This window comes from Shewanella rhizosphaerae (genome assembly GCF_019457655.1).
Taxonomy (GTDB): Bacteria; Pseudomonadota; Gammaproteobacteria; order Enterobacterales; family Shewanellaceae; genus Shewanella; species Shewanella loihica.
Window position 1 is genome coordinate 2,427,895 of record NZ_CP080420.1, and the last position, 26,916, is coordinate 2,454,810.

The 26,916-nt window shown below is 54.6% G+C and carries 18 protein-coding genes, 2 tRNA genes and 1 riboswitch; of the genes, 5 read left to right on the forward strand and 15 right to left on the reverse strand.

The annotated features are described in order from the left end of the window. Position 1: 1 nt before the first annotated feature. The 5 genes from thiS to K0I63_RS10880 form a co-directional block, all read right to left on the reverse strand. Positions 2 to 214 carry a sulfur carrier protein ThiS gene (gene thiS / locus K0I63_RS10860; RefSeq protein WP_258406849.1) on the reverse strand — a complete coding sequence of 71 codons (213 nt, stop codon included), beginning with the start codon at positions 212 to 214 and terminating at the stop codon, positions 2 to 4. Beyond that, complete coding sequence (locus K0I63_RS10865; RefSeq protein WP_220081039.1) at positions 204 to 1,052, reverse strand: HesA/MoeB/ThiF family protein; 849 nt, start codon at positions 1,050 to 1,052, stop codon at positions 204 to 206. Before K0I63_RS10865 ends, thiS begins: the two co-directional genes overlap by 11 nt. Next, on the reverse strand, positions 1,039 to 2,817 hold the full coding sequence (locus K0I63_RS10870; RefSeq protein ID WP_220081040.1) for a bifunctional hydroxymethylpyrimidine kinase/phosphomethylpyrimidine kinase: 1,779 nt from the start codon (positions 2,815 to 2,817) through the stop codon (positions 1,039 to 1,041). Before K0I63_RS10870 ends, K0I63_RS10865 begins: the two co-directional genes overlap by 14 nt. Positions 2,818 to 2,819: 2 nt before the next feature. Next, positions 2,820 to 4,871: a phosphomethylpyrimidine synthase ThiC gene (thiC, locus tag K0I63_RS10875; protein ID WP_220081041.1), complete on the reverse strand. Its 2,052-nt coding sequence runs from the start codon at positions 4,869 to 4,871 to the stop codon at positions 2,820 to 2,822. Positions 4,872 to 5,051: 180 nt separating this feature from the next. Next, a riboswitch (TPP riboswitch) is annotated at positions 5,052 to 5,150 on the reverse strand. A 146-nt stretch (positions 5,151 to 5,296) separates the two neighbouring features. Further along, positions 5,297 to 6,382, reverse strand: coding sequence for a hypothetical protein (locus K0I63_RS10880; RefSeq protein ID WP_220081042.1), 1,086 nt, complete (start codon positions 6,380 to 6,382; stop codon positions 5,297 to 5,299). Between the two features lie 379 nt (positions 6,383 to 6,761). Between K0I63_RS10880 and trhA the strand changes: the two genes are divergently transcribed. Continuing rightward, complete coding sequence (gene trhA, locus K0I63_RS10885; RefSeq protein ID WP_258406850.1) at positions 6,762 to 7,472, forward strand: PAQR family membrane homeostasis protein TrhA; 711 nt, start codon at positions 6,762 to 6,764, stop codon at positions 7,470 to 7,472. On the opposite strand, the gene K0I63_RS10890 is transcribed toward trhA, so the two are convergent. The 5 genes from K0I63_RS10890 to def form a co-directional block, all read right to left on the reverse strand. Next, positions 7,446 to 7,997, reverse strand: a complete 552-nt coding sequence (locus tag K0I63_RS10890; protein ID WP_220081043.1) for a DTW domain-containing protein — start codon at positions 7,995 to 7,997, stop codon at positions 7,446 to 7,448. The genes trhA and K0I63_RS10890 overlap by 27 nt on opposite strands. A 166-nt stretch (positions 7,998 to 8,163) precedes the next feature. Then, the gene (locus K0I63_RS10895; protein ID WP_220081044.1) at positions 8,164 to 11,400 is read right to left on the reverse strand and encodes an error-prone DNA polymerase; all 3,237 of its coding nucleotides are present in this window, start codon (positions 11,398 to 11,400) and stop codon (positions 8,164 to 8,166) included. Continuing rightward, entirely contained in the window at positions 11,400 to 13,394 is a 1,995-nt protein-coding gene (locus K0I63_RS10900) for a Y-family DNA polymerase (protein ID WP_220081045.1), read from the reverse strand. Before K0I63_RS10900 ends, K0I63_RS10895 begins: the two co-directional genes overlap by 1 nt. Then, positions 13,395 to 14,243, reverse strand: a complete 849-nt coding sequence (gene imuA / locus K0I63_RS10905; RefSeq protein ID WP_220081046.1) for a translesion DNA synthesis-associated protein ImuA — start codon at positions 14,241 to 14,243, stop codon at positions 13,395 to 13,397. It lies immediately after the preceding gene. Between the two features lie 295 nt (positions 14,244 to 14,538). Then, the gene (def, locus tag K0I63_RS10910; protein ID WP_220081047.1) at positions 14,539 to 15,030 is read right to left on the reverse strand and encodes a peptide deformylase; all 492 of its coding nucleotides are present in this window, start codon (positions 15,028 to 15,030) and stop codon (positions 14,539 to 14,541) included. A 179-nt stretch (positions 15,031 to 15,209) separates the two neighbouring features. Here def and K0I63_RS10915 point away from each other — a divergent pair, with 179 nt between their 5' ends. From K0I63_RS10915 to K0I63_RS10925, 3 genes are all read left to right on the forward strand, one after another. Further along, positions 15,210 to 16,931, forward strand: a complete 1,722-nt coding sequence (locus tag K0I63_RS10915; RefSeq protein WP_220081048.1) for an MFS transporter — start codon at positions 15,210 to 15,212, stop codon at positions 16,929 to 16,931. A gap of 421 nt (positions 16,932 to 17,352) precedes the next feature. Then, complete coding sequence (locus tag K0I63_RS10920) at positions 17,353 to 17,679, forward strand: MGMT family protein (protein ID WP_220083422.1); 327 nt, start codon at positions 17,353 to 17,355, stop codon at positions 17,677 to 17,679. A 47-nt stretch (positions 17,680 to 17,726) separates the two neighbouring features. Beyond that, positions 17,727 to 18,518: a DUF3108 domain-containing protein gene (locus tag K0I63_RS10925; RefSeq protein ID WP_220083423.1), complete on the forward strand. Its 792-nt coding sequence runs from the start codon at positions 17,727 to 17,729 to the stop codon at positions 18,516 to 18,518. A 270-nt stretch (positions 18,519 to 18,788) separates the two neighbouring features. Here the strand turns inward: K0I63_RS10925 and K0I63_RS10930 are convergent, their stop codons facing one another. Next, positions 18,789 to 19,574 carry a class II glutamine amidotransferase gene (locus K0I63_RS10930; RefSeq protein ID WP_220081049.1) on the reverse strand — a complete coding sequence of 262 codons (786 nt, stop codon included), beginning with the start codon at positions 19,572 to 19,574 and terminating at the stop codon, positions 18,789 to 18,791. A gap of 240 nt (positions 19,575 to 19,814) precedes the next feature. Between K0I63_RS10930 and fadE the strand changes: the two genes are divergently transcribed. After that, positions 19,815 to 22,262, forward strand: coding sequence for an acyl-CoA dehydrogenase FadE (gene fadE, locus K0I63_RS10935; RefSeq protein ID WP_220081050.1), 2,448 nt, complete (start codon positions 19,815 to 19,817; stop codon positions 22,260 to 22,262). Positions 22,263 to 22,368: 106 nt separating this feature from the next. Here fadE and K0I63_RS10940 read toward each other — a convergent pair whose 3' ends face one another. From K0I63_RS10940 to K0I63_RS10955, 4 genes are all read right to left on the reverse strand, one after another. Further along, a complete protein-coding gene (locus K0I63_RS10940) occupies positions 22,369 to 24,318 on the reverse strand; it encodes a cation:proton antiporter (RefSeq protein WP_220081051.1) in 1,950 nt (649 codons plus the stop codon). A 955-nt stretch (positions 24,319 to 25,273) separates the two neighbouring features. After that, positions 25,274 to 25,350, reverse strand: a tRNA-Asp gene (locus K0I63_RS10945). 49 nt (positions 25,351 to 25,399) lie between these two features. Beyond that, positions 25,400 to 25,476 (reverse strand) — tRNA-Asp (locus tag K0I63_RS10950). Between the two features lie 117 nt (positions 25,477 to 25,593). Continuing rightward, positions 25,594 to 26,916 carry a TIGR03503 family protein gene (locus K0I63_RS10955; RefSeq protein WP_220081052.1) on the reverse strand — a complete coding sequence of 441 codons (1,323 nt, stop codon included), beginning with the start codon at positions 26,914 to 26,916 and terminating at the stop codon, positions 25,594 to 25,596.

The window sequence follows — 26,916 nt, forward strand, 5'->3', positions numbered from 1 at the left end:
ATTAACCTCCTGCCACTACGCCAAAGAGTTCAATCACATCGCCCGCCTCACATAGGGTCAACGCCCACTGCGACTTGGGGACCACCTCGCCTGCCCGCACCAGCGCCACGCTATCCGGGGCTATCTGCTGGCTCTCCAACATGGACTGCAGACTTGCGTTATCTGGCACCTGTATTAACTGACCATTCAAACTTAATCTGATCTCACTCATCATTTTCTCCTAAGGCCGATGAACAGGGAGTCCCGCCATGTATCGCATAAGTCTTTTCATTCGATTCTTTAATTGCCACACAGACCGAGCACTTGGGATCCCGCCGCAGCGTGAGCTTTCGCATCTCGCCAGTTAATCCGTCGAACCTATGCAGCACACCTAGAGCCGGTAACCCCAGCAATAGCTTTATCGCCAGCAGCGCCTGCATCGAGGCCATGGTGCCCACCATGGGCCCAAGTATGCCTATGGTGCTGCAGCTCTCACTCACCCTTAGTTCGGCCGGAAACAGACAGTGATAGCAGCCATTGTCCGGGGATTTGCTCAGATCGAACGCCATCAACTGACCAGAAAAGCGGGCCGCAGCCGCCACCACTGTTGGCGTGCCCAGCGCCACACAGGCGGCATTGACGTGCTGGCGCGTGGCGAAGTTGTCGCTGCAATCGAGCACCAAATCCACATCCGAGAGCAGCGACTCGGCGTTATCGCCATCCAGACGCACAACCTTGGCCGCTATCTGACTAAAAGCCGATACCTGACTGTTTTGAGCCGTACCTTTTTCTACCAGCCTGTCTCTGGCGACTTCCGCCTTGTACTGGCCGCAATCGGCATGGGAAAACAGCAGCTGCCTGGGCAGGTTACTCAGCTCCACCTTGTCATCATCGATCAGGGTCAATTGGCCGATCCCCGCCGCGCTCAGATACTGGGCGCAGAGCTGGCCCAAGCCGCCGACGCCGACTATGGCGACACTTGCTTCCATCAGCCTTTGCTGGCCCAGTTCGCCGACCTCGGGCAACATGATCTGCCGTGAATACTGAATAAATGCCTTATCATTGAGTGACATAGGCTTTCTCCCACATCCTAGCCAGCTGTGTATAGGCCTCGCCCGGCGAGTCAGCCTGAATCACCGCGCGCACCACGGCCACCGCCTCAACGTTTGTTGCTTTAACCAGCTCTAAACGCGAAGCGTCTATACCGCCGATGGCAACTCTGGGGCAATCGGGCGTCCAAAGCGCAACCATACGCGCGAGCGTACTCAGCCCCTGAGGATTGGAAGGCATAGATTTCGTCGATGTGGGGAAGATATGCCCTAGGGCCAGATAGGATGGATTAAGCTGACTGGCCAGCGCCAACTCGAACACGCCATGGCTGGAGACGCCCAGGGCGATCCCTGCCTCGGCGATCCTATCGAGATCCGCCTCAAAAAGATCTTCCTGCCCAAGATGGATACCGAAGGCGCCATGCTTTAACGCCAGCTGCCAGTGATCGTTGATAAACACCTGCGCATCATATTTGCGCCCCAGCGCGATTGCCGCTTGGATCTGCGCTTCTAACGCGGCAGCACCTTGGCCCTCTTCTTGTTTGCCCTTCCCTTGTTTGCTTTCTTCTTGTTTGCTCTCTTCTTGATTGCTAGCTGCTTGGCCATCATCCTCCAGCTTGATCCTCAGCTGGGCCGTGGTGGCACCGGCGGCCAGCACCTGCTCCAAAGTATTCACATTATCCACCACAGGATACACCCCGATGGGACGCTTAAGCCTTGGAAAACTAAGCCCCGGGAAACTAGGCCTTGGAAAACTCAGTATCGAGGAGGCATCTGAAGCACGATCTGAAGAGCTTAACGAAGTGATGCCAGCCAACTCTGTGATACGGGGAAGCGATGCCAGGTCAGAGGGCCAACCTGTGCGCGCCAGTGGTCCGGCGCCGGCGCCCAAGGCCTTGGCCGACGCTATGCCTTGGACTACATAGGTTTTAGCGAGCAAGATGGCGTCGTGTAGCACCAAGCCCTGAGCCAGAAAGCTGGCGATCGCCGATGACAAGGTGCAGCCGCTACCGTGGTGATTGGGGTTATCCACCCGCTCGCAGCTGAGGCAAAAGCTGGTGTGCTGATGTAGCAGCGAGGTATGCGCCACCGCGTTGCAGATAAAGAGATCTTCCGCCTTATCGCTATGCCAGAGCGAGCCCTTGTCACCGCCTGTGATCAGCAGATTACAGGCTAAGCGCCTTGAGAGTGCGCTTGCCTGAGCTAGCATCTCATCACTTGATGACGCCTCGCTTCCCACCAACTTGCCAAACTCGCTGGCGTTCGGCGTCACAAGAGTAAGCAGCTTAGCGAAGGGGGTGAAATCCAACCCGGCAAGGTGCTTGGGCTCAGTTTTGAGCTCAGTTTTGGGCTTAGTTTTGAGTTTAGTTTTGGGCTGAGCGGAGGCCTGAACAGCAGATTCGCCAGTCAAGGCATCGCCGCAGGACGCTACCATCACGGGATCCAGAATAATCGGGATAGGCTGGCCATCATCCGTTTTCAGTGGCGCCATATGGGTCGCCAGCCAATCGGCGATAAGATTAATCTGACGCTGATTGGCAAGCAGCCCTATCTTGATCGCCCTTGGCGGCAGATCTGCCAGCAGGGTATCGAGCTGAGCGAGCAAGATAGCCTCACTCACTGGCTCGACACCATTAACCGCCACCGAGTTTTGCGCGGTAACGCAGGTGATCACGCTGCAACCATGGCAGTCCAGATCCGCCATGGTCGCAAGATCTGCCTGAATGCCAGCACCGCCCCCGCTGTCTGAACCGGCAATGGTCCAGACGATAGGTTTTTTAGCGGACATGGCTACACCTCTTCTGCTTTTTCGAGAGCCGTAATTTCAAGAGCAGTACTTTCAAAAGTGGTACTTTCAAGAGAGGCGCTTTCAACGGCAGGGCTTTGCTTCACCGCGCTGTGATAGAGCTCGCTGCCACTTTGCTTAAACTGCGCCGACATCTGCGCCATCCCTTGCTGGATCTCTGCCTTTGGCGCGCTAGCAGTAACGTCAATCTGCTCAACCTCAATCTCTCTCACCTCAATCTCCCTTACATCGATCGCTTGGGCCGCAGCGTATTCGCGCACCTCTTGGGTGATCTTCATCGAGCAGAACTTGGGACCGCACATGGAGCAGAAATGCGCGACCTTGGCCGACTCCTGCGGAAGTGATTCGTCGTGATACGCCCTGGCGGTATCGGGATCCAATCCTAGGTTGTATTGATCTTCCCAGCGGAACTCGAACCTCGCCTTAGACAAGGCGTTGTCGCGGATCTGCGCGCCGGGATGCCCCTTGGCCACATCGCCAGCATGGGCGGCAATCTTATAGGCGATCAGCCCCTGCTTAACATCTTCCTTGTTTGGCAGACCAAGATGCTCCTTGGGCGTCACGTAGCAGAGCATGGCGCAGCCATACCAGGCGATCATCGCCGCCCCTATGCCTGAGGTGAAGTGATCATAACCTGGAGCAATGTCGGTGGTCTGAGGGCCTAGGGTATAAAACGGCGCCTCGTCACACAGCTTGAGCTGCTTATCCATGTTCTCCTTGATAAGCTGCATCGGGATATGACCCGGCCCTTCAATGATGGTCTGCACGTCATACTGCCAGGCCTTCTTAACCAGCTCGCCTAAGGTTTCCAACTCGGCAAACTGCGCCTCGTCGTTAGCATCGGCGATGGAGCCTGGTCGCATGCCATCACCCAACGAGAGGGAGACATCGTAGGCGGCGCACAGCTGACAGATCTCATCGAAGTGCTCATAGAGGAAGTTTTCCTTGTGGTGAGAGAGGCACCACTTGGCCATGATGGAACCGCCACGAGAGACTATGCCTGTGAGGCGCTTGGCCGTCATGGGCACATAACGCAGGAGCACACCGGCGTGAATGGTAAAATAATCCACCCCCTGCTCCGCCTGCTCGATCAGGGTATCTCTGAAGATCTCCCAGGTGAGATCTTCGGCGACGCCATTGACCTTCTCCAGCGCCTGATAGATGGGCACAGTCCCGATGGGCACCGGCGAGTTGCGGATGATCCACTCGCGGGTCTCGTGGATATAACGACCAGTCGAGAGATCCATCACAGTATCTGCGCCCCAACGGGTGGCCCACACCAGCTTCTCCACCTCCTCTTCGATGGAGGATGTGACCGCCGAATTACCTATGTTGGCGTTGACCTTCACCAGGAAGTTTCGGCCGATGATCATAGGTTCGGCCTCAGGGTGGTTTATGTTAAGCGGCAAAATTGCCCGGCCCGCCACCAGCTCCTGACGCACAAACTCCGGCGTGATGGGCTCACCTAGCTTGGCACCGAAGCTCTCACCCGGCGCCCGCTGATTGAGCACCTCGTCGGTCACTTTCTCGCGAGCCATATTCTCACGCAGGGCAACATACTCCATCTCTGGGGTGATGATGCCGCATCTGGCGTAGTGCATCTGAGTCACCACCTTACCTTCAAGGGCGCGTCTTGGCTTGGGCAGCTGCTCAAACCTCAGATGATCCAGCCCCTCATCGGCCAGACGCTGCTGAGTGAAACCTGAGCTGACTTGCTCGAGTTCCTGGGTATCGCCACGCTCGGCAATCCACTCGCTGCGCAGCTTTGCAAGCCCCTGGCGCACATCGATATCAGCCTCGGGATCTGAATAGGGCCCGGCGCAGTCATAGACTGTGATGGGGGGATTCTTCTCATAGACAGGCGCCTCGGCCGTGCCGCCAATCAGAGTATCTGACTGAAAGATCTGCCGCATAGCGACCTTGAGATCCGGCCTGCTGCCGCTGAGATAAAATTTTTGCGAATTAGGGTGTTGTAAGGGTTTGAGGTTATCGATAAAGGCCTGGGCCTCTGCTCGCATTTCACGACGTGTTGACATAAGCAATCTCACTATAGGGTTAGATGAAGTTGCTTGTCTGGAGAAGTTTGGCGTTGAGGGCATTGAGCCGGGCCAGATAATGGCCTGATTCAAAAATATGCTGGGTGTCACTGGGATTTCACTCGCCAAATTTGCGGCGATTTTAATCCCATTGGCCGATAAAAAACGGCGGGACACTAAGGTCATATTATGCTTGTTTCCTTCGCAGGGACTAACCTGATCAGGTTCAACGGATCCCGAATAAACGGTCTCAGCCTAATGGCACTCCGACAAGAGGGGCTCAGTATAGACCTAAGGGATTGAGGGTGGCAAGCCCCTTTAAACCCTAGCTGAAATCAAATTAATCGAAACAAATAATAAAATAAAATCAATAAATTGTATAAAATAAAAGTATCATGTTAATTTAAGCTTGAAAATATATCACACTAGTTTTTATCTTTAATCTCTACTCCCATCATACTCAGATGCTTATCAAGGGAGTCTTTAATCGCCTGTTTCACCTTGTCGCCACCACACTTAAAGGGGAAGCCTAAGTTTTCCCCGTGGGGGTTAATTGGTGTCGCCACACTCACCACGCGATAACAGGTATCCCCTATCTTGACGATGCGATTAGGGTCCAACTTGCTGTCTAAGGTGATTGCCGTCTCATACTCGTTCTCCTTAGGCAAGGCTAACACCCTCATCTCGCCATCCATCTCGCTCATCGACTGCTTCTGGGTGGCCTTGTCGGCGGCGTGCTCAACTAGTTTGTCCAGCTGTGCCTGTCTGTGCCTCGCCATATAATCGCCAGTTGCAGCGCTTACCGCTCCCGAGTCTGCTGCTCCCCTCTCCAGATTAAGACCTTTCATACCATCGAAGGAGAATGCTTCATTCTTTTTCTGAGTGTCAACGGGCACCTCGATTTTAGGCGCGATGCCAGACTCAGAGGAATCAACTGCTGAATCAAGGGAAGGCTCAACCCTTGTTTGGACAACATTGGGCTGGAAACGAGTAATTTGAGTAGCTGACGCCTCTTTCTCGGGATTTAACTCAGTCAGAGAGGCACTTTGCTGAGCGGGAACTGGCGCCAGATTGTCCTCTGTCCTTTCACCCCTTTGATTAAGCGTATCTTGCCTTGGCTCGCCTTGGTCTAACTGGCTTTGACTTAGTTGGCTGTGATTTAGCTGGCTCGTCAGCGGCGCGTTTACTGGTACCTCGGCAGGGCGAGATTTGGCCTTCATGGCATCAAACTCTGCCTGAGTCAGCATATAGGCGCTGATGGCCTGCTTGTCTCGCTTAATTGATTCCTGAGCCAGATATGGCCCCTTAAACTGCCAACTCAAGAAAGCCAGCAATGCAAGATGCGCCAGCAAGACGACCAAGAAAAGTGACAGATCTTTCCAGCCAATCCTTGCAGCTATAGCAATAGAAAGTGGGCCTTCAAGAGGTGCGTTAGGAACAAGCTCCTTAAGCGAAAGCTCCTTAACCAAAAGCATCTCAACTTGAGCGTCTTGCTGGTCATGCTCACTCACTAATGCCTCACTCGATACAGGCTCTCTCGCTAATGGATCGTTGACGAGATGGCAGAAGGCTAACTGCTCGACATCAATATCAGCATTAAGGTTTAGATTAAGATTGAGGTCAAGCCAGGAAGATTGACTATCCTTAGGGGGCACTCGCAATAGCAACTCATTCTTTCCTTAGAAAACTTAGCATTTTAGAGAAGAAGAGAAGCCTTTAGTTCAATCAAGGATAGATAGTGAACAGCGTGAAATTCAAAAAACAATAAATTCAATTACTAACAAAACAAAATTAAAATTAAGCGTACACACGTACGCTTAATTATTTCTTTTGCACCAGCATGCTGTTAGACTCACCATTAACGAGGTCTAACCAGTTTTAGAGAGTCTAATGCCACCACAGTCCGTGCCGCCACAAACCATACAGCCCCAAGAGATCGGCCTGAATAGTCAGCCCAGCTTTGCTGCTACGGCCGCTCCCTATAGCCGCGCAGAAGAGCTGGCAAACGCCCTCAGCCATGGCCTGGGTGTGATTGCAGGTATTCTGGCGCTAGCGTTTTCACTGCATAAGGGATGGGACAGGCTCACCGATCTTCAACTTGGAGGATTGGCACTCTATTGTTTGAGCATCATACTCCTGTTTCTCTGCTCAACGCTCTATCACAGCGTCTCGGCACCTAAGTTAAAGCATAAACTCAAGATAGCCGATCACTGCGCCATCTATCTGTTGATCGCCGGCACCTACACGCCGCTGATGCAGATCCTGCTCGACAGTGTCGAGGCCGATGCCATTCTCATCGCCATCTGGAGTCTGGCCCTAGGCGGGATCCTGTTCAAGACGCTGTTTATTCATCGCTTCAAGATCTTTAGCCTAGTGCTTTATCTGGTGATGGGTTGGTTGTGTGTCATAGTGATGAAGCAGCTGCTTGCAGCCATGACGCCACTGGGCTTTCAGCTACTGCTGGCGGGCGGGATCTTCTACAGCACCGGGGTGATCTTCTATGTGGGTAAACGCATTCCCTATAATCACGCCATCTGGCATCTGTTTGTCCTCGCCGGCGCCCTAAGCCACTTCCTATGCGTCTACCTGACGGTGATCTAACATAAAGAGATCAAACGCCTCATCAAGCTGCTGTGCCTCCTGGCTCATCCCTAAACTGTGCATCAGGCTAATGATGCACTCTATGGTGCACAGACCTTGAGATAACTGATTCCGCCTTAGGCGATAGCGTGACGGTTCGCTCTCCTGCAGCGTCAGCCTTCTCGCCGCTTGCAGATAGGGGCTCTGACGCATCATCTTTCTGGCCTCCTGCCAGGTGGCATCAAGAATGATCACCTGACGCATGCCCTGCTCCCCATCCTTTTTAAGCTGAAGTTGCTCGGGCGTGCTAACCTGGTTCACGCTCGAGCCCATTCTCGAACCAGAGTCCGTCCCATCTGCATCGTACTCCTTTGGAAAGAGCAGCAGAGCTTCACCCGATTCACAGGCCTGCTTCAACGCCTCATCGGGCGTAACCCGCGACCAGGGCACACGGCGACACAGCTCAGGGAATGCGGCTAACGCCAACTGGCCTGTGTTACTGTGGCGCTCATACTCCCGCTCGTGTGTTAACAAGACAAACTTCACCCTTTCTCTCCCGGCCATTTTGCTGGTATTTGGAGCCTAAACTCACGCCTATCGTTAAACCAAAGGCGATGAGTATACCTCAAAGGGCTAGGACGAGCACAATGACAGGGACAATCCTAGACGGCCTGTTGTAGCTTGCCAGGGTGGCATCATTAACGTGCGACCACTAACGAAAATCCCGCGAACTTAGTTCAAAATCATTCACCAGAGCCGATAGATCGTCCAGTCTACCCGCGATAACATGTGACACGCCAGACTGGGTCTCAAGCACCCCTGTTACCTTTAAAATTTTTGATGTCAAAAATGGCTGACGCTGCGCCCTGGCCGTGGCGCTCCAGACGATCACATTGATGTTGCCCGTCTCATCTTCTAAGGTCACGAAGGTGACCCCAGAGGCGGTACCGGGACGCTGGCGCCCCACCACCACCCCCGCCACACGCACAAGCTGCCCATGACGACAATCGACTAACTCACAGGCGCGGCGACAACCCACAAATGACGCCAGCCCTCTAAGCTGAGCCATCACATGGCGCCCCAGGCTGAGCCCCAGATGGCGATAGTCGCTCTGCATGGCAGCCATCTCACTTGGGGGCGGCAACACCACCTCACTGGCGACAGCAGGCAAGTCATCGAACAGAGGAAGGCTCGGCTGATAGGCACTGAGTTGCCAGCGCGCCTGATACCTATGCCCGGCCAGCGTCAACAGAGCATCGGCGCTGGCCAGCAGGGTCAGACAGCCCTGAGATAAACCTAGCTCATAGAGCTGCTCGACCCGGGTAAAGCCGCCTTCGGGGCGCGCCGCGATAAGGATCTTGATCTCCTCCAGCCTGAGTCCCTTCACTTGCCTAAAGCCCAGACGTATCGCAGGCTGCTCAGCCTCCAGCAGGGTCACCAGGCTATTATCCCAGTCACTGTGATTGACACATACCGGCAGTACCATAACATCGTGGCGCTGCACATCCTGAATAAGCTGCGACGGGCTATAGAAGCCCATGGGTTGACTGTTAAGCAAGGCGCAGCAGAAGGCCGCCGGATAATGATGTTTAAGATAGGCCGACACATAGGCCAGCAGGGCAAAGCTGGCGGAGTGAGACTCGGGAAAGCCATACTCGCCAAAGCCTTTGATCTGCCTGTAGATCTGCTCGGCGAATGTTTGGCTGTACCCCTGCGCCGCCATCCCCTGAAGCAGTTTAGCCTCAAACTTTTCAAGCTCACCGGTACGCTTCCAGCTCGCCATCGCCCGGCGCAGCTGATCCGCCTCGCCGCCACTGAACCCCGCAGCCACCATGGCCAGCTGGATCACCTGCTCCTGAAAGATAGGAACCCCCATGGTACGGGACAGCACGGACTCAACCGCCGGGCTGGGATATTCTACCGCCTCCAGGCCATCCCGCCGCCTCAGATAGGGATGCACCATATCCCCCTGAATAGGCCCTGGCCTAACGATGGCGATCTGCACCACCAGATCGTAGTAACAAGCTGGCTTAAGCCTTGGCAGCATGGCGCTCTGCGCCCGGGACTCGACCTGAAACACCCCTATGCTGTCGCCCGCCTGCAACATGCGATAGACCTCGGCCTCCTCCCATACCACATCGGCCATGGAAAAGACTTTCTCTGGGCCGCTCAGCAAGGCGAAGGTCTTACGGATCGCCGTCAGCATCCCCAGGGCCAGGATATCCACCTTTAACAGCCCCAGGCTCTCTAAGTCATCCTTATCCCACTGGATCACGGTGCGATCCGCCATGGCCGCATTTTCAATGGGTACCAGCTCAGACAGGGGTCCTGCCGAGATGATAAAGCCTCCCACGTGCTGAGACAGATGGCGGGGAAAACCGATCAGCGTCTGCACCAGGGGCAGCAACATGCGCCCGCGGCCAGCCTCTGGTAGCATGGCGGCAAGCTGAGTCGTCCAGTGATGCTTGGGATCCCGGCGATCGATATTCTTTATCATCAGGGCTACCTGCTCGGCATCTATCCCCAACGCCTTGCCCACATCGCCCATGGCGCTCTTGAAGCGATAGCAGATCACCGCCGCGGCCAGCGCCGTACGCTCACGGCCATATTTGCGATAGATGTACTGAATCACCTCCTCGCGCCGCTCATGCTCGAAGTCCACATCGATATCTGGCGGCTCGTTACGCTCCTTGGAGATGAAGCGCTCGAATAACATGTTGATCTTGGTGGGATCCACCTCTGTGATCCCCAGGCAGTAACAGACCACAGAGTTGGCCGCCGACCCCCTTCCCTGATAGAGGATCTGCTGAGACTTGGCGAAACAGACGATGTCATAGATGGTCAGAAAAAAATACTCATAGGCCATCGCCGCGATCAGCTCTAGCTCCTTCTCATACTGCGCCTTCACCCTATCGGGCACCCCGTCGGGAAAACGGCGTTTAGCGCCTTCGCGCACCGCCTGCGCCAGATAATCGCTGGCCTGCATGCCGGCAGGTACCACCTCGGCCGGGTACTCATACTTGAGCTCATCCAGAGAGAAATGGCAGCGACGGGCCAGAGCCAGGCCGTTATCGATCCACTCTTGGGGATAACGTTTATGCTGCGCCGCAGTCGGCTTGAGGCTGGCTTCGGCGTTGATGGAGCATAGCGCCGCGCCGCTGTCGAGATCCCGCCCATGGGCGATACAGGTTAAAATATCCAGCAGCGGCTGACGCTCCGCCTCGTGCATGCGCACGCCACCAGCCGCCACGCAGGGGATCTTCTGAGCCTGACTCAGCCATTGCCACTGCTGCAAGTTAAGGGCCTCTCCCGGCAGTAAGAGCCGCTCCATCAGCAGATGCAGACGCTCCGGAAAGGCTAGAACCAACCGTGAAGCGATGCTAGCAATGTGCTCACGATAACGGGACAACAGATTAGGCTCATCGCTCTGTGCCGCACTCCCCTTTGCCGTATCGCCCCCAGCCATCTCACTCTCTGCCGTACCGTTTACGGTCAAGTCACTCCTTGCCTCATCTCTCCTTCCCTCGCCACTCCTTGCCTCGCCAGCCTGCCTGAACTGCGCCAGTGTGGGCGGGCGCCACAACAGCAGGCTCTGCTGCTGAGCCAAGATGGCCTCAAGGCTCACCCTGTACTCCCCCTTGCCCTGGCTTCGTCTAGCGTTGGTGATCAGGGCGCTGATCTCACCATAGGCAAGACGGCAAGGCGCCAGCAGCACAAACAGTCCCTCGTCGAGATGAAACTCGGCGCCCAGGATCAGCTTAAGATCGCAGCGCTTGGCCGCCTCATGGGCCTTGACCACACCGGCAAAGGAACACTCATCGGTCAGCGCCAATGCCTGATAACCAAGGCGCTTGGCCTGCTCCACCAGCTCGTGAGGATGGGAAGCCCCGCGCAAGAAGCTGTAGTTCGAGAGGACGTGCAACTCGGCGTACTGTAATTCGCTGTACATTAGCCAAACCATCCCTGCAGGAATAGTCCCTCAGGCGAGCGAAATACCCAGCAGAGCCCCCCCTGATGCATGCGGGCAAGGTAATAATCCCGCGGCGAGGCCGCCGACCAGGGACTGTGCAGCCGCTCCGGCCCCTTGAGCAGGCTCACCGACTCCGGCGCCAACGGTTCGGGCTGGCGCAGTAACCAATTGGGGCGGATGCGGCCATCACACAGGCCATGAAACAGATCTGCAAATAAGGTCGCCTCCTCGCTCAGCGCACGGGTCTTGCCCTGATAGCAAGCCCTCGGCTCGGCGCACAGATCATACGCTTGGCGCTCAAGCGCTTGGCTCTCAAACTTTTGGCTGGAAGCGCCTCGAGTAGAAAGGCTTTGACGAGAAGTGTTTTGACGAGAAGTGTTTTGACGGGAAGTGCTTTGAGAAACAGCTTGATTCGATCGCTTGCCCCCCAAGGCACCCGAGCGGCTTTGAGATACTTGACTTTGAGATACTTGGCTTTGAGATACTTGGCTTTGAGATACTTGGCTCTGAGAAACTCGGCTCTGAGAAAGCGAGCGGCTCTGCCAGCTCAGCTCCGGCAGATGGTGACTGCAGTGCTCAAGCCCCTTAACCTTATCCGCACCTAGACGCGCCTCAAGCAGTGAGAGCAGGCGCATGCTGGCATCGCTCTTACCCTCGCCCTGCCACCAATTGGATGTCTGCACCGATAGCGGCACCAGAGTATCGGCCTGAATAGCCAGGCTGATCACAGGCGCCGCCAGGGTGAGACTCTCTAGCTGCACACGGCAGAGTTTCAGCAAGGCATCCCCCCTATGCTCGGCGAATGGATAACGGATCTCGCAGCGCTGTGGCGCCAGACTCAAGTCGCGAAACACTAAGGTTAATGACAGGGCCAGCACCGCCTGCTGGCGCTGCACCAGATAGGCCGATAGTGTTGCTAGCATGCGCCCGAGGGGAAAGGCCAAGCCTTCGAGGTGACTCACCTCATAGAGCAATTCAAGCTTATGACGATAGGACTCTGGCATCTGGTAAAACTCATGCACCTGAGGCAGCTGCCCCTTGAGCTGAGCCAGCAGGGTTAAGACACTCTCGCCAAAGCGCTCTCCAAGCTCCTTGAGAGGCAAGGCGAGCAGCGCCTGCACCTGAGTCAGCCCCATGTTCTCGCAAGACTGCAGCACATGCCCTGGCAGTGGCAAGATAGAGAGCGGCAGAGGCGCGATCTGCTTAAGACTGATCTGAGGTAAACTCACCAGAGATGCCCCCGCTTGCTCATCTATCGATTGGGCTTTGGTTTCTTCTCCTTGGACTTCCTCCTCTCTTGCCGATTCTCTCACTTCTCGTTTGGCAAGATGAGTAGATGCCGTGACACCTCTTTCAGGCTCAAGGCTTGGTTCCGCATTCCTATGCTCATCACACCCAGCTTCAACAGGCACTGTGAGCGGCAGATACCTGGCTCCCAACTGAGCCAGCAAGGCATTCTCCCCCAGGGCAAATTGACACTCGAGGCCATAGCCTTGGGCGCTCTTCTGATATTGACAGATGAGCCTGTCCAGACCACCGAAGATCTTTGCCATGGAGCCCACCTCCAGCAGCAGGGTGTCTGTCACACTGGGCACATCATAGGATCGACTCGATTTGCTTGCTTTATGTGACTTACTCGGCTTATTTAGCCTATGCTGCTGGGCCTGTTCAAACGGGCAGACAGGCGGCACGACCCTGGCACTGTAGCCATAGCTCCACTGGCACAACCAATGGCTGGCCTCCTGACTCAAGGAGGGGTCATAGGCCAGCAGTTGCAGCGATGGACTGAGCGTCTGGGCGGTAGCCAGGCTCTGCCCCGGCTCCACGCCCAGCTTAGCCGCAGCACTCGATGCGATCAGGATCTGACTCGACTGACGCTCAAAAAGGGCCAGCTCGCCGCCCTGGGGCAAGCCTTGATGATAGCTTTGATACTGGAGTAACCAGTGGGGAAAATAGACCGCCAGCCACAACATCTACGCACTCCAGGGACCTTGTAAGATCTGACCGCTCTGCTGCTTATCCAGCTCATTTTCCAATCTCTTATCCTGCTCCTGCTGTTTAGTCACATCGAGCATCAGACTCTGGGCCAGCAACTCAGGTAGCAGGGATAAGGAGAAGCGCGGCGCCGGCCAGCCCCCACGGCGCTTTAGAATATCCACCTGGGTCTCGAGAAGCCTATCGTTGCCCATTTTTGTGTTGGTTTCGGTACTGGTTTTTGTATTGGTTTCTATGTTGGTTCCTGTGTTGCTTTCAGTGCTGGGTTGCAAGGCGATCCGCAGTGGCACGGGATGAGCCTGATCCTTGACCTTGCTTGGCAGATAACAGAGACACAGGCTCTCGCCCTTCTCGCAGGCAAGCTGCAAGCGCCTGGCCTGACTGACACTGAGACCCTCGAGCCAACATAAGACCAGGGGCGAGGCGCCGCTGGTTAAGATCTGTTCAAGCGCCCAAAGCTGCTCCTTCGGCGTCTGGGTATCGACCCACAGGAGACGGCTGACATCTATCTCCTGCATCGCCAGCGACTGGGGATAAGGCACGTGAGGCGGCGCCACCAGACTCACCAACCCGGCAGCACTTCCCTCCCTCGATTGCCTAGGGATCAGACGGCGCATCAGAGGCAGCGCCAGGCTCAACTCGCCGATCCCTTCGCTGGAGCAGAAGATCTCACACAGCCCCTGACTGGGCCAGCCTCTCTGTCCCAGATGGCGATTAAGCTCGGGATAGCCGCTGTCCAGCCCCATTTGCTGGGGATGATAGACATCGCCGCGCCAGAGATCGCTGCGCTGGAGTAAACGTTCAAGTTGAAGATCTGCCAAGGCCATAATGCACCCGCTTTCATTCGGTTCGGTTAAGCGCCCCCTCGGAAATCGGACTATAGGCTTAGACCTGACTTAAGCTATCGCCATGCTTGACGTCCGAGCAACACTCAACATAAATATCGCACATATACTGTATATAAATACAGTATATTTATAAATTGACAGATCGCAAGCAGAGAAACCTGAGATTGGAGTAGAAAATCACCCCAAAGCATCGAGCCGGTAAGCGGCAGACAGACACAAAAAAACCACCCTAGGGTGGTTTTATCGGTTATGGGTTATCGGCTATCGCTATCGATTAGCGATATTTCTTTACCTTCTTGAGCGCTATCTGCTGCTTGAGGGGCGACAAATGCTCGATAAAGACCTTGCCATCGAGATGATCCATCTCGTGTTGCAGGACGATTGCTAGGAAGTCATCGCTCTCGATCTCAAAAGCCTCCCCCTGACGGTTAAGCGCCTTGACCTTCACCTTCTCGAAACGTGTCACCTTGGCGCGGTAGCCAGGAATTGAGAGACAACCCTCCTCGCCGACGATCTCACCCGAACGCTCGACGAACTCAGGGTTGATCACCACCAAGGGGTGATCGCGATCCTCAGACAGATCGATCACTAAGATGGCGTGTTCGCTGCCCACCTGAGTAGCGGCGAGCCCTATGCCATCGTCTGTGTGGTACATGGTTTCGATCAGATCATCGATAAAACCTTGCACGGCGGCAATGTCTTCTACGGGCTTGGCCTTACGTTTCAGGCGCTCATCGGGAATGGTCAATATATCGAGTACAGGCATAGTCTCAGGTTCTGGTTAATCAAATTAGGCATATAAAGTGGCGCCATTATGACCGAAATCACATTAAAGGCAACCGCAATCGGGTTTTCTCTTCAGGCCAGGCCATGCCGCCGACTTGTATTTCATCGCTCAAGCCGATAGCATAATTAAACAAATGTATACAATATACGAGAGTAATAATGACGACCCCTACACGTACCCCATTGCCCAGTACCTTTTATGTGGCCAATACCATGGAGATCTTCGAGCGTCTCGCCTGGTATGGCTTTTTTACCCTCTCCTCCCTCTACATGACCTCTCCCGCCCATCAAGGCGGCTTAGGCTTTAGCGAACAGGAGCGTGGTCTGTTGCAGGGGATGATCCCCTTCTTTCTCTACCTGTTTCCCGTACTTACCGGCGCACTGGCCGATCGCTATGGCTACCGTAAGATGTTCCTGATCGCCTACGCCATCATGTGTCCCAGCTATTTCCTCCTGGGACAGGTGAGCAGCTTTAGCGGCTTCTTCATCGCCTTCATGGGGGTCGCCATAGGCGCGGCCTGCTTTAAACCTGTGGTGACGGGCACTGTGGCACGCACCACAGATCACACCAACCGCGGCCTGGGTTTTGGCATCTTCTATATGATGGTCAATGTGGGCGGCTTCCTCGGCCCCTTCATCGCAGGTTATGTCCGCGCCATCAGCTGGGACTGGGTCTTCATCATGTCGGCGATCTGGATAGGCATTAACTTCATACCGGCGACCTTCTTCTATCGCGAGCCGACGGATCCCCACCAGCAGCGGGGCAAGCCGCTGTCTCAGGTATTGAGAGACATCCAAGAGGTGCTGGGCAACGCCCGTTTTGCCCTGCTGTTTTTCGGCACCTTAGTGATCCTGCTCTCCTACGGCGCCAAGTGGATCAGTGGCGAGCAGTGCCTCACCATCTATCTGGTGTGGTTTAGTCTGCATTTTCTCTGGAACACGCTGGCCAAGTCAGATAAGCAACTGCCCTGGTATCAACAGAAGATCGCCCTGGGCAACAAACCCTTCGTGATCTACCTGCTTATCCTCTCCGGTTTCTGGATGGTCTACCAGCAGATCTTCATCACCCTACCCATCTATATCCGTGACTTTGTCGATACCTCAGATCTGGTCGCCATGCTCGCCCCCTGGCCCGGACTGCTCGTCTTCTTCGCCCCCGTGGATATCTCTCTGCTCAGCGACGAGCTACTGAACGCGGCAAAAGCCTACACCGCAGGAAGCCTGAGCCTGTCAGAGGCCTACTTCGACTTGGTCCATGCCAAGGTAATGATCCCAAAGGAGGAGCTGGGCACAGCCCTTGGCGCCATCGCACAAAGCCCAGAGCTGGCGAGTCAATATAGCCAGCAGTTCGCCCAGCAGTATCGTCAGGTGAACCCCGAGTACCTTATCGGCTTGAACTTTCTCTCGATCGTGCTGATGCAGGTGATGGTGAGCCGCATCGCCGAGCGCTTCAGTCCACTACCCGTACTGGTGGCCGGCACCCTCATCCTGGCACTGGGCACGGCGCTGGGCGGACTGGCCCACGGCATCCTCATGGGCGGCGCCATGGTGCTTACCTCTATCTTAGTCTTCTCTATCGGCGAGATGGTGGCGTCCCCTAAGAGCCAGGAATATGTGGCCAGCTTCGCGCCCCAGGATAAGAAGGCGATGTTTATGGGCTACTATTTCGTCTCATCGGCCATCGGCTTCCTGCTGGCGGGCCCACTATCGGGTTACCTCTACGCCGAAGTGGCTAAGGGCGCCGGGCAGCCAGCCCTGATGTGGTACATCATAGGCGGCTTCGGCCTGCTTGCCGCCATAGGCCTGGTACTGTTTCACCGCTTTGGTGCCAAACAGGCGTTATCACAGGCGCAGCCAAACGCCTTGGGCGCGCAAGGCTAGCGATACACCTCGCTTCACACAGACAAGCGAGCAGAGAGTAGAACAGACAGGCCAAGCGACAAGAACCTGTCTGTTCTTTTTCCCCTGACAACTCACTGCCAAGCGGCCAAGCACTACAGCGACTATCTCCCTCATCTCGCCTCTCTCGCCTCTCTCGCCTCTCTCGCCTCTCCGCCGCTCAGGCTCTCGGATAGATTGACTCTCCTTTTAACCTTAGAAATTATAAAAAATCTGGTTTACTATCAGAACATAGCCTTAAGCCGGACAGAGGCGTGCTTAAGTTAAACGCACTGAATTAAGCGCATTGAGCTAAACACTTTGAGTTAAGCACTCTGGGCTTAAACAATAGATCATTAACCGAAATAAGCAGAGGCCTTAGGGCCCAAACGGAGAACGCGTGGATCAGACACAGTTATCACCCATGGCCAAGATATGGCATGTGATTGCCCTGATCCCCGAGGGGAAGGTCAGCTCCTATGGCAAGATAGCCGATCTCGCGGGGCTACCCGGGCGGGCGCGCTATGTCTCCCGCGCCCTAAAGATGGCGCCCGATACATTGGCGCTTCCCTGGCATAGGGTGATCAACAGCCAAGGCAAAATAGCCTTTCCCGAGACCAGTCCCCATTTTATCGAGCAGATGCAGAGATTAAGAAGTGAAGCGATAGAAGTGAACCGAGGTAGGGTTAAGCTGTCCAAGTATGAGTGGCAGCCGGATCTGGCGACCCTAGTGTTTGCATTACCCTTTTAACCTATAGTTACCGGGAGAAGGCCTTGTCGATATTCAAATCCGCATTCATGATTTCATCTTTCTGTGCCATTGCTCTTAGCGCACAGGCCGATGAATACCCCTTGACCCCCCACACGGCCGAGTATCAGGTGAACTACGGCAGCATAGAGCTGGGTAAGGCGCGCTATCAGCTGCCGGCGCCTCAGGGCAACTTGTACCAATATCGTTTCGACAGCGACGTCAGCCTCTTGATGCTGTGGGATAAACGCACCGTCATCAGCACCTTCAGCAAGGAGGGAGAGCAGCTTATCCCCATGCGCTTTACCCATAACCGCAGCGGCACCGGCTCCGACTATCAGGAACAATCCGCCTATGTACTGGATCAGAAACTGGTGCACAGCCGCTATAAGGATGAAAGGGCAAAGTTTCCCTATACCCCGGATCTCTTCGACCCCTTGATGGTTCAGTTGCAGTTTAGGCTAGATATCATGAAGGGCAGCAATAAGCTGCACTACAAGATGCTCAAGAGCGGCGAGATAGATGAGTATGACTTTAAAGTGGTCGGCAAGGAGCGCATGGTGATCTCCAGCGGCACCTATGAGACGGTCAAGATAGAAGTGGTGCGGGACAACGACAAACGCCAGACCTTTTTCTGGATGTCGCCTGAGCTCGGCTATCTGCCTATCAGGCTGACCCACTTCGAGAAAGGCAGCAAACAGCTAGATATCACCCTGCTTAATTATCAGTACAGTGAGCCGACTATGGCGCAAACCAACGAGCAGACCAATAAACCGGCGAATCAACAGACAGGTGAACAGACCAAGGCCCTCGTAGATAGACAAAACCAATCTCACCCATAGAAAGTCAGCCGTAGAAAGTCAGCCGTAGAAAGCCAACCATTAAAAAATCGGCCATGACAGTCAACCATAGACAATCAGACATAGACTGAGTTACTTGTCTGAATCCTTCGCACATACTGCCCGAAAGATTAGCATTACCAACATCAGCATTAAAAAGGGGCCTTAGGCCCCTTCTCTTTTTCCAAGGTTTACAACTAGTCGTATGCTTGGCTTAAGCCCTTTAGCTTAAGCCCTTTAACTTAAGCCCTTTTAACCTAAGCTCTCTTGGCTTCAGCCTTCTTGAGTTAAAACAAGCTCACCCCGGGCGAACAGCTTCCACTCTCCGGGCTTCAGAATATGCCAGTCTTCGTTATCGGTCAGCGGCCTGGTCGCGATAACTGTGACGATATCGTTGGGGGTGGTCTCCTTGTCGAAATCGATCACCACGTCGGTATCGATAAGCTTGGCCTTACCAAAGGGAGCTCGGCGGGTGATGTGACACAGGTTATTGCTGCAATAGCTCATCAGGTGCTCACCATCACTCAAGATCATGTTAAACACACCTAGGGCACGGATCTCATCGGCCAGGGTGGCGATAAACCGATAAACGGGCAGCAGATCCGCCGGCGCCTCGTCGCCGAAGCGCTCCACCACCTTTTCTAGAATCCAGCAAAACGCCAGTTCGCTGTCGGTGTCACCCACAGGCTGATAACGGCGCACCGCAAATTTTTGCTGATAATCGCTAAGCTGACCATTATGGGCATAGGTCCAGTAGCGTCCCCATAACTCACGGGTGAAGGGATGGGTATTTTCCAGCGACACACAGCCGCGATTGGCCTGGCGGATATGACTGACCACCACTTCACTCTTGATGGGGTAAGACTTGATCAATTGCGCCACATGAGACTCGCTGCTGGGGCAGGCATCCTTGAAGGTGCGACTCCCCTTACCCTCATAGAAGGTGATCCCCCAACCATCTACATGGGGACCTGTAACGCCACCACGCTCTGCCAGCCCGGTAAAACTAAACACGATATCCGTGGGCACATTGGCGCTCATGGCCAGCAACTCACACATAAACAGACACCTTAACTCTAAATTGCTTATCTTATTTAATTCTAACGACTTGACCCAATTTGTGGAATCCTCGCCTCAACAAAAAAGTTAAACAATTGTTTGAAAAATGCTTGTATAAAACCCGCCATAGGGTTAGATTTTATGCGACACAGGTCTGACCAGCATCTATAATTGTGATTATGGTCATATAAAAAATGCTGACATAGAGCAGCTTTCGGTCGCTATTGAAGGAGAATTACCGTGACTAGCTTACTTTGGATTTTTGTGATGCTCTTTGCGTTAGGCGCCTTAGCCTACCTTAGAGTATCCCTGCTGACCTCGACCATCATCGCGGCTATCGTGATGGCACTGGGTACAGCAACCGCGAGCATTTCCCCCCTTGCCTGGCTGGTCTTCCTGGCCATCGCCCTACCGCTTAACATAGGCGCCTTCAGAAAAAGCGTGATCACCCGTCCGCTGCTGAAACTCTATAAAGGGATCATGCCGGAGATGTCTTCCACCGAAAAAGAAGCGATCGAAGCCGGTACCACCTGGTGGGAAGCGGATCTCTTTGCCGGTAAGCCTAACTGGAAGAAACTGCATAACTACCCTGTCGCCCGTCTGACCGCCGAAGAGCAGGCCTTCCTCGAAGGACCGGTTGAGGAAGTGTGTAAGATGCTCAACCAGCATCAGGTTTCTCACCAACTCGGCGATCTGCCCGAATCTATCTGGCAATACCTCAAAGACAACGGCTTCTTCGCCATGATCATCAAGAAGAAGTACGGTGGTCTGGAATTCTCTGCCTATGCCCAGTCTCGCGTACTGCAAAAGCTAGCGGGCGTCTCTAGCGAGCTGGCCTCAACCGTTGGCGTGCCTAACTCACTCGGCCCCGGCGAGCTGCTACAGCACTATGGTACCCCGGCGCAGCAAGATCATTATCTACCTCGCCTGGCCAAAGGCCTAGAAGTTCCCTGTTTCGCCCTCACCAGCCCAGAAGCGGGTTCGGATGCCGGCGCCATCCCTGACTTTGGTATCGTCTGTAAAGGCCAATGGCAAGGCGAAGAAGTGCTGGGGATGAAACTGACCTGGAACAAACGCTATATCACCCTGGCACCGGTTGCGACCGTCCTGGGTCTGGCGTTTAAGCTGCAAGATCCCGACAAACTGTTGGGCGACAAGGAAGAGCTAGGCATCACCTGTGCGCTGATCCCAACGGATGTGCCCGGCGTCGAAACCGGTCGTCGTCACTTCCCGCTGAACTGTATGTTCCAAAACGGTCCGACACGCGGTAACGAAGTGTTCGTTCCGCTGGACTTTATCATCGGTGGTCCAGAGATGGCCGGTCAGGGCTGGCGCATGCTGGTCGAGTGTCTCTCGGTTGGACGCGGCATCACACTACCTTCTAACTCAGCCGGCGGCATCAAAACCGCGGCGGTGGCCACAGGTGCCTACGCCCGCATTCGTCGTCAATTCAAGCTACCTATCGGTAAGCTGGAAGGTATCGAAGAGCCAATGGCACGCATCGGCGGCAACGCCTATCTGATGGATGCGGTCACCACCCTGACCACCACAGGTATCGATCTTGGTGAGAAACCATCGGTGATCTCGGCCATCGTTAAGTATCACCTGACCGACAGAATGCAGAAATGCGTCATCGACGCCATGGACATTCACGGTGGTAAAGGCGTGTGTCTTGGCGAGAACAACTACCTGGGCCGCGGCTATCAGGCGGCGCCTATTGCCATTACCGTTGAAGGGGCTAACATTCTGACCCGCTCGATGATCATCTATGGTCAAGGGGCGATCCGTTGCCACCCTTACGTACTGGCCGAGATGGAAGCGGCATTTGATCCGGACATACACAAGTCGCTTAACGACTTCGACTCTGCCCTGTTTGGTCATATCGGCTTTACCACCAGCAACCTGGTGCGTAGCTTCTGGTTGGGCTTGACCTCGAGCTACTTCTCAAACAGCCCGTACAAGGACAAGACTAAGCGTTACTATCAGCACATGAACCGCTTCAGTGCCAACTTGGCCCTTCTATCGGATCTGGCCATGGCAACCCTTGGTGGCGGCCTCAAGCGTAAAGAGCGCGTCTCCGCCCGTCTTGGCGATCTGCTAAGTCAGCTGTATTTGGCCTCGGCGACCCTGAAGCGCTATCAGGACGAAGGCCGTCAGAGTGAAGATCTTGTGCTGGTACAATGGGCGGTTGAAGATGCCCTCTACAAGTTGCAAGACTCGCTGGACGATCTGCTCAACAACTTCCCGATGGGACTGGGCCGCGTGCTAAGAGTCATCCTCTTCCCATTTGGTCGTCCACTTAAGCGTCCAAGCGATGTGCTGGATCATAAGGTGGCTAAGATCATGCAAACCCCTTGTGCCAGCCGTGACCGTCTGGGTAAAGGCCAGTTCTGGACACCGTCACCATTCAACGCCGTCGGTATTCAGGAGCAGACCTTTAAAGACATTCTGGCCTGTGAACCGCTGCACGATAAGATCTGCAAGGCAACCGGTAAACGCCACCCCTTCATGTGGCTGGATAAGCTAGCCGCCGAGGGTAAGGCACTGGGGATCTTGAGCGATGAGGAAGTAGCACTGCTCGAGCGCGCCGAGATTGGCCGCATGAAGTCAATCAATGTCGATGACTTCGACCCAGCCGAGCTCAGAGCGCAGACGCTAGACGATGAGACTCAACATCAGGCCGCCTGAACTCGAGGCGATAACTGATCCGTAAAAAAAGGAGGCAATCGCCTCCTTTTTTATCTCCTAAAACTGCCAACGCAATTATTCAAAGGTAAAGATTAACGCTAATACATTAACCAGCCGCTTTCTCGTCTGCCGTCACAGCTGATGGCACCTGACTGCCTTTACTCTCCTGACTGCTTTTACTTTCCTGACTGCCATCAACTGACCTAGAAGGCACACATTCACCGTCTTCAATGGACGCTGCCGCCTTCTTCTCATCGGCCAGCAGCGCTTCATTGAGCGCCTCCTCGGATAACAGGCTGATAAGCTCTATGCCCACCGGCAAGTCATCCACCGCCTGGGTAATAAGCTTCACCTTACCCTCTTGCAGATAGATGAGCGGCAAGGCGCCTTCGCCGTAGCGCTGCTTAAAATCGGCAAAGCTAAAGTTCTCCGTCAGGCTGGTACTCTTGATCTTACCACCCTTGGCGATGGTGCTGGCGAGCCGTGCATAGGTAACATTGTCACCAAACAGGCAAAGACGCTCCAAATAGGACTCGGACAACTGATGGCGGGCGCTGTTACCCTCGCCGCTTCCCAGGCCAAACACCTTATTCTTGCCAAGAATATCTTGAAAATGAAAAGTCACCAGCGGATTGAGCTGACGATAGGGAGACAAGACCAGGAGGCGACCCAATCCCGTCATATCCAGTGCATTATCGGCATGCTCGGAGGCGGGATTACCAAAGTACACGGGAATATTATCCATTCGCGATAAACGTATGTTATCCCAGTTGTTATCTGCCAAGACCACGGACACATTCTTCTGAAGCAGTACCTTGGCAAGCTCCCTGGCAAACTTAGAGGCGCCAAAAATCAGCAGCCCCTGAGCGGAACCCGCCTTCACCCCTAAGAACCGCGCCCAGGCCCCGGCCGTGAGGCTCTGGGAGACCACTGTGCCTATGATGATCAAAAACACCAACGGCACTATCTTATCGGCGCCCGCCACCCCGAGGCGCTCAAGCTTGATGGCAAACAGCGAAGACACCGCCGCCGCGACTATCCCCCTTGGTGCCACCCAGCTGAGAAACCATTTATCGGCGCGAGGCAGCGAGGTACCCACGGCGCAGCACCAGACACTTAATGGTCTGGCGATAAACATCACCACCAACAAAAGCGCCAGCCCCTGCCATCCCAGTTGCATCAAGGCTGTAGAGTCCAATCTGGCCGCCAGCAGTATAAACAGGCCCGAGATGAAGAGTACGGTGAGCGTCTCCTTAAATTCGATGATCTCGCCGATATCCACGCCGCGCATATTCGCCAACCAGATCCCCATCACGGTCACGGTAAGCAGGCCAGACTCTTCCTGCAGCAGGTTAGACGCCACGAATGCCCCCAGCATGATGGTGAGCACGGCGGTATTCTTAAGATAATGCGGCACCCAGGCCCGGCGCAGCATCACCCCTATGCCGTAACCAAACAGGACGCCAAGCCCCAGGCCGACACCCAGCATGGAAAACAGCGAGAGCAACACATGACTGGCGGGTTCGGCGGCCACAGTTAGATATTCAAACACTAAGACGGCCAGCAAGGCGCCGATGGGGTCGATCACTATCCCTTCCCAGCGCAAAATACTGGCCAATTGGGATTTTGGTTTAATGCTGCGCAGCATAGGCACTATCACCGTAGGGCCGGTCACCACCACCAGCGCGCCAAACAACATGGCCAGCTCCCAAGAGAACCCCATGATGAAGTGCGTCGCTACACCGATACAGATCCAGGTGACTAAGGTACCGAGCGACACCAGATGGGTCACCATGCGGCCATGTTCGCGGATCTCGGAGAAATTGAGCGTGAGCGCGCCCTCAAACAGGATCACCGCCACCCCGAGTGAGATCACAGGAAATAGCAGATCGCCAAAAATGGCATCGGGATCCAGCAAATTAAAAACCGGCCCCACCAACAGACCACAGAGCAGCAAGGGGAGAATCGCCGGCAGTCGCAGCCGCCAACCAAGCCACTGACACACGATTGACAAGATCCCCACTAACCCCAACATGGCCGTGATCTTTTCTACCATTATTTTTATCCTTAATGCGCTAAGGCTGACTCGCCCCAGTAACTAGCATGAGTATAGCCAAGACGGGCAACTAAATAGCACGCCTACTTTCCCTTTGCTTGCAAGATAACACTGTCAGCTCAAATGTATAGGACAACTAGAAGCGAAAAGGCAGTTTGGAGAGTCTGCTCGTTACAGAAACAAGATATTGGAAAGATTGATAGTCCCTTCACCATTGAGGCCTAAATCTTGTCGGAGAGTTGGACAGGACTCGAAATTGCGCTCTCCGGTATGACATGCCGCCATGGTTTCAAAAGAGCTAACCAACTGAACTACAGCGCTTATCCTAAAACCCTGGCAATCTGGGACCTATGCAAATCAAAGAAAAACAGATACAAAAAAGCCCCGTCATTACTGACGAGGCTTCCATGTAGTTGGCGGAGCAAACGGGACTTAAGCCTTCGTCACCGTCGTAACAGGCCGCCTTGCTTTCAAAAGCGCTAACCAACTGAACTACCGCGCCTACCCTAAAACCCTGGCAATATGGGACTTATGTAAATCAAAGAAAAACAGATACAAAAAAGCCCCGTCATTGCTGACGAGGCTTCGATGTATTAGGCGGAGCGGACGGGACTCGAATCAGCGCCATCGACGTTATAGGCCGCCATGCTTTCAAAAGCGCTAACCAACTGAACTACAGCGCCTATCCTAAAACCCTGGCAATATGGGACTTATGCAAATCAAAGAAAACAGATGCAAAAAAGCCCCGTCATTGCTGACGAGGCTTCGATGTAGTTGGCGGAGCGGACGGGACTCGAATCGGCGCCACCGACGTGACAGGCCGCCATGCTTTCAAAAGCGCTAACCAACTGAACTACAGCTCTTATCCTAAAACCCTGGCAATATGGGACTTATGCAATTCAAAGAAAACAGATACAAAAAAGCCCCGTCATTGCTGACGAGGCTTCCATGTAGTTGGCGGAGCGGACGGGACTCGAACCCGCGACCCCCGGCGTGACAGGCCGGTATTCTAACCAACTGAACTACCGCTCCTAAACTCGGATAAAACGCCTTAGCATTCTATCAAAATTAGGCACTTGATTGGCGGAGCGGACGGGACTCGAACCCGCGACCCCCGGCGTGACAGGCCGGTATTCTAACCAACTGAACTACCGCTCCACATCAAGTTGCGAAGGATAATACTTAGGCCACCTAGTCCCGTCAATAACTTTTTTCCTGAAACAAACTAATCAGTTAAAAATTCGCCAACCAAGCCTGATTAATCGATAAAAGCGGCTAGCTTTTCTCCGCCTCGGCGCCTTTTAGCTCGCCCTCTTCCGGCATGGTCAGGTCGATCTCATCCAAAGTCGGTCCTATCTCCTTAGCCCGCTGCTCTTCGAGGCGCGCCGCGGTCACCGCCAGCGCCTGCTTAAGATTTTGTCGTTTACGCCACACCAGTAACGCCAGTGTACCCAAGACCAAGAGGCTAAGGTTCACAGTAACTATCCAGAACATAGCATCATCTTTTGCCTTGGCCTCGGCTATAGCCGCCTTCTTGGCCGCGATGGCCGCTAGCTCTTCAGCCGTTGGCGGTGGCTCGGGTGGTGGAACCAGATTAAAGAACTTCTCAGGCAGAGTGAGCAGCACCTCGCGCCCGGAGACAGAGGTGGCCGCGGCAATCCCCTTGATTCGATAACTGCCGAACTCAGACACCTGAGGCAGGGTCAACTGCATACGCTTATCGGTAACACTTTGTACAGGGAGGGTCAGCTGCAGCCCGGCGGGGCCGACTAATTCAAATTCGAAATGGGTGTTTGCCAGCTGCAACTGCTCATCATCGACAATCACCTCCACCTGCCAGCGGCCTTTAAGGTGATCCTCCGGGGCGATGACAGAGAGGGAAACCGGCATAGGCAATAAAACGATGTCACCGCCCACCTCGCGGCTAAAGGTATTGTTCTTGGCGCTGACCAGAAAACGATAGTGGCCCCAGGGCTGATTGAGGTTGATATCGGCGGTAAAGATGCCATCGTCGGGGGCGCCATCCAAACCTTCGCCGTTATCCTTATAGCTGCCGACGATTAGGGTACCGGCGGCAAAGTTCTCGTCCCCGGGTCTGTGCTCACTGATAAACTTCGCCGTCCAGTCCACCAAATAGTCCAGTCCAGGCATGCGCATGCGCTGCTCGTCGCCTAACAGCTTGGCGGTTACCTTGATTCGCTCACCCTGATAGAGCGGCTGTGGCATGGGGTCGACCTCGATCCCCAGCTTGGAGACCTTATCGATTTTAGAGCCCTTAGCGACCTTACCCAGCAGCTGCCAAGGCCCAGGCATGGGAGATTTGATGGTGATGATGTCGCCGCTTAAGCCATCGACCCACTGCACCGACTCTGGATGGCGCGAGACATACCACTTGCTGCCGTTGGGCAGCACGATGATCACAGGCGCGCTGCCATAGTCGCGCTGCACAAACAGGGTCAGCTCATCGACCATATGATCGATCCTGAAACGGTTTTTAAGCTCGCTCGCCTGGGATGATGGCACGACCTGGGCCGTGGCATTCAAAGTAAGCAGCAATAATCCCGAGGTGAAAATCGCGCGTAGCAGCCAATTTCTCAT